The organism is Candidatus Cryosericum odellii, assembly GCF_003570935.1.
Lineage (GTDB): Bacteria > Caldisericota > Caldisericia > Cryosericales > Cryosericaceae > Cryosericum > Cryosericum odellii.
Genome location: NZ_QXIU01000061.1, coordinates 1 through 2,565 on the forward strand (window position 1 = coordinate 1; position 2,565 = coordinate 2,565).

Genomic DNA, 2,565 nt, shown 5'->3' on the forward strand with positions numbered 1-2,565 from the left:
GGCAAGCATTGCCCGGAAATAACACCCACGTACGACAGTATAGGGACTCAGAAGAAAATACAACCCTCGGGTCACAACGGGTTGTTCTTCTTGAGCAGCTCCTCCTCTTCGCGGCTCAGCGCCGCGTCACTCTTCCAATTCTCAATCCGTTTCACATAGACCTTGCTGCCCTGGGTGCTCGTGAGCGACGTCAGGATAATCCCCGCTCCATTGCGGTTGAGCATAAGCAGCGAGAAGCTGAATTTCCCCGCCTGTCCCGCAAATGCGTCATAGTGCTCGATGTTCACGGAGTCGTAGAAGCGGTGGCCGGTCTTCTCGAGATCCGCGCAGGCGGCCCGCAGCTCGTTCTGCGTAGCGGTCTGCTGGTCAAAGGCGCGAGTCAACATGTCGATGCGTGTGTAGAACGACGCATCTGCGGCTTGTCCAAATACCATCGCCAGACGCGTACACTGGTGCTTCCACTGCACGAGAAGAACGACTCCGATGACCAGGACGGCAACGGCTGCCACGCCAAAGACCAGCCTGGCCCAAACGGTGTTCAGGACGAGATCAACAGACTGCAGAACCTGTTCCATGTCATTGCCTCGCTGTAGATGACTGTAATGTGTACAGGTGCAAGTATATCCAGCACACGCCGGTGCGCAACCCATACCCCCCGTCATTCCCCCCCGAGGACTTTTGTTCAATCCCCCCGAGGATGTTGTTGTATCCGAGGGGTGTACTCGGAGGGGTGCTCTGGGCGCAGGCGGGAATCCATCCTTTGTCCTTGTCAATGTACCACCCGGTACCTATTTACCAGCTGACCCCAATCAGAGCATCGTCCAAGGGACTGCAACGATACGGCGTGTAAGGTTCTTGATGGAAGATCCGCCATAGACGACGATGCCGCTGACACAGGATGGATCATCGTCCATCAACCATTGAATATGGGCAGCATCGTTCATGGTCACGTCATCGCTCATCTTGGCCTCAACAGCAACACACTTGCCATTGCGTTCCAGAACGAAGTCCACTTCGTGCAGTTCAGCTGTTCGACGAGTGCGCACGAAATGCATACCCATATCCCAGAGATCACACAATGTCTGCAGTGTCATAAAGACCATGTCTTCGAAGAGGTGCCTGCAGAATATATCGTCGAGTGCTTCGGGGGTCTTGATCCCAAGGAGCGAGCAGATAAGCCCTGTGTCACATGGATACGGCTTCCATTGCCGCCGGACCGAGGTCGTGCTCGTCAGGGGCGCCGGAGGAAGGAGGGAGAGAAGATACGCTTTCTGGATCGCATCGATGTACCTCGCAACTGTCTTCTCGTTGACATGCGTATCGTCGGCGATCTTCCTGTACTCCATGAGTGACCCCGTGGCCAGCGCAACGCGACGCATGACGGCGCGATAGTCGAAGAGAGAGGTCGTCGGTGAGATGTCCGGCAGATCGCGTTCGAGATACGTGGTCACGTAGCTCTGCCAGAAGACGGCCGCCTGTTCGGATGCTGCGTCCCTGATGCCTGGCAGGAAACCTCTGAACAGGATCGTGCGAAGGTCCAGTGCAGGCGATGGTTCTGAACCACTCGCCGGAAGTTGTGTGTCAAACATGCTGAGAAGCCAGAGGGGCTCCGGCCGCTAAAGCCACTCGGTCCAGAGAGGCTGGCGCAGAACATGGTAGGCAGCACGCCCAGCCAAGGAATCCTGGATTCGCCTGAGGAGCAGGAAATTGGCGGATCCGCTCAGCACGAACCGACGTGTCTTGTCCTTGCGAAGGGCTTCCTTGGCAGCGAGGAACAGGTCTGGTTCCCGATGAGCTTCGTCAATGATCAATTTGTCTGCCCTGTCCACAAATGCGACAGGGTTGGTGTGTGCTTTCTCGCGGGAATCCGGATCGTCGAGCGTCGCATAGGAGTAGCCGCCAAACATCGGTTCATTCGCAAGAAGTGTGCTCTTCCCCGTCTGCCGCGCCCCTGTGAGTACGGTGATAGGGAGTATTGTCTCTGAAAGCTGCAATTGACGCGTGAGCCAACGTTGTCTGTACATTACCGTCACCTCATGTCTATAGTGTCGTCATGTCATGTCTGCATTGTACATGACATGCTAGACAGTGCAATACATGCAGGTATTCGTCCTTCCTGTCTGGAAATGCAAAAGGCCCCCGGTTACCCGGGGGCCTTCGTGCTACTGTGCTTCTACAGTCTGTGTAGTCGCGAGACTATGCAGCTGGGACAACTGGAAGCACGTAGGTGATGGTGATGATGTGGTTGATAGGATCCCAAGCCACGTTGCCGCCGAATGACTCGGTGATGACGCGGAGAGGAACCATCGTGCGGCTGTTCTTGATGTACGGAGCAGCGTCCAGAGCGATGATGGTGCCATTGATGACGGCAGTTGCATTGCCAATCTGAAGGCCAATGGTCGTGTCGCCAAGAACGATCGTGACGCCCTTGGTCTCAGGAAGCCACGTGACGGTGGAACCAAAGGTCTCGGCGATGAAACGAATCGGAACAAAGGTACGGCCGTCGACGATTTCAGGAGCAGCGTCGACAGTGGTAGCCTTGTCGTCAACAGTCACAATGTCGCT

At 55.9% G+C, this 2,565-nt stretch carries 4 protein-coding genes; all 4 read right to left on the minus strand.

The genetic code is table 11. The features are described from left to right. Positions 1–71: 71 nt before the first annotated feature. Positions 72–575: a DUF4446 family protein gene (locus SMC5_RS02300; RefSeq protein ID WP_165848932.1), complete on the minus strand. Its 504-nt coding sequence runs from the start codon at positions 573–575 to the stop codon at positions 72–74. Between the two features lie 234 nt (positions 576–809). Continuing rightward, entirely contained in the window at positions 810–1,589 is a 780-nt protein-coding gene (locus tag SMC5_RS02305) for an ATP-binding protein (RefSeq protein WP_119119429.1), read from the minus strand. A 27-nt stretch (positions 1,590–1,616) separates the two neighbouring features. Then, entirely contained in the window at positions 1,617–2,024 is a 408-nt protein-coding gene (locus SMC5_RS02310; RefSeq protein WP_119119430.1) for an AAA family ATPase, read from the minus strand. Positions 2,025–2,196: 172 nt separating this feature from the next. Beyond that, positions 2,197–2,565, minus strand: a 369-nt coding sequence (locus SMC5_RS02315; RefSeq protein ID WP_133299145.1) for a copper amine oxidase N-terminal domain-containing protein, incomplete at its 5' end; no start/stop codon positions are given.

Excerpts from the sequence above, each read along its gene's own strand:
- SMC5_RS02300 (WP_165848932.1), bottom strand. The coding sequence starts at position 575 with ATGGAACAGGTTCTGCAGTCTGTTGATCTCGTCCTGAACACCGTTTGG.
- SMC5_RS02305 (WP_119119429.1), bottom strand. The coding sequence starts at position 1,589 with ATGTTTGACACACAACTTCCGGCGAGTGGTTCAGAACCATCGCCTGCA.
- SMC5_RS02310 (WP_119119430.1), bottom strand. The coding sequence starts at position 2,024 with ATGTACAGACAACGTTGGCTCACGCGTCAATTGCAGCTTTCAGAGACA.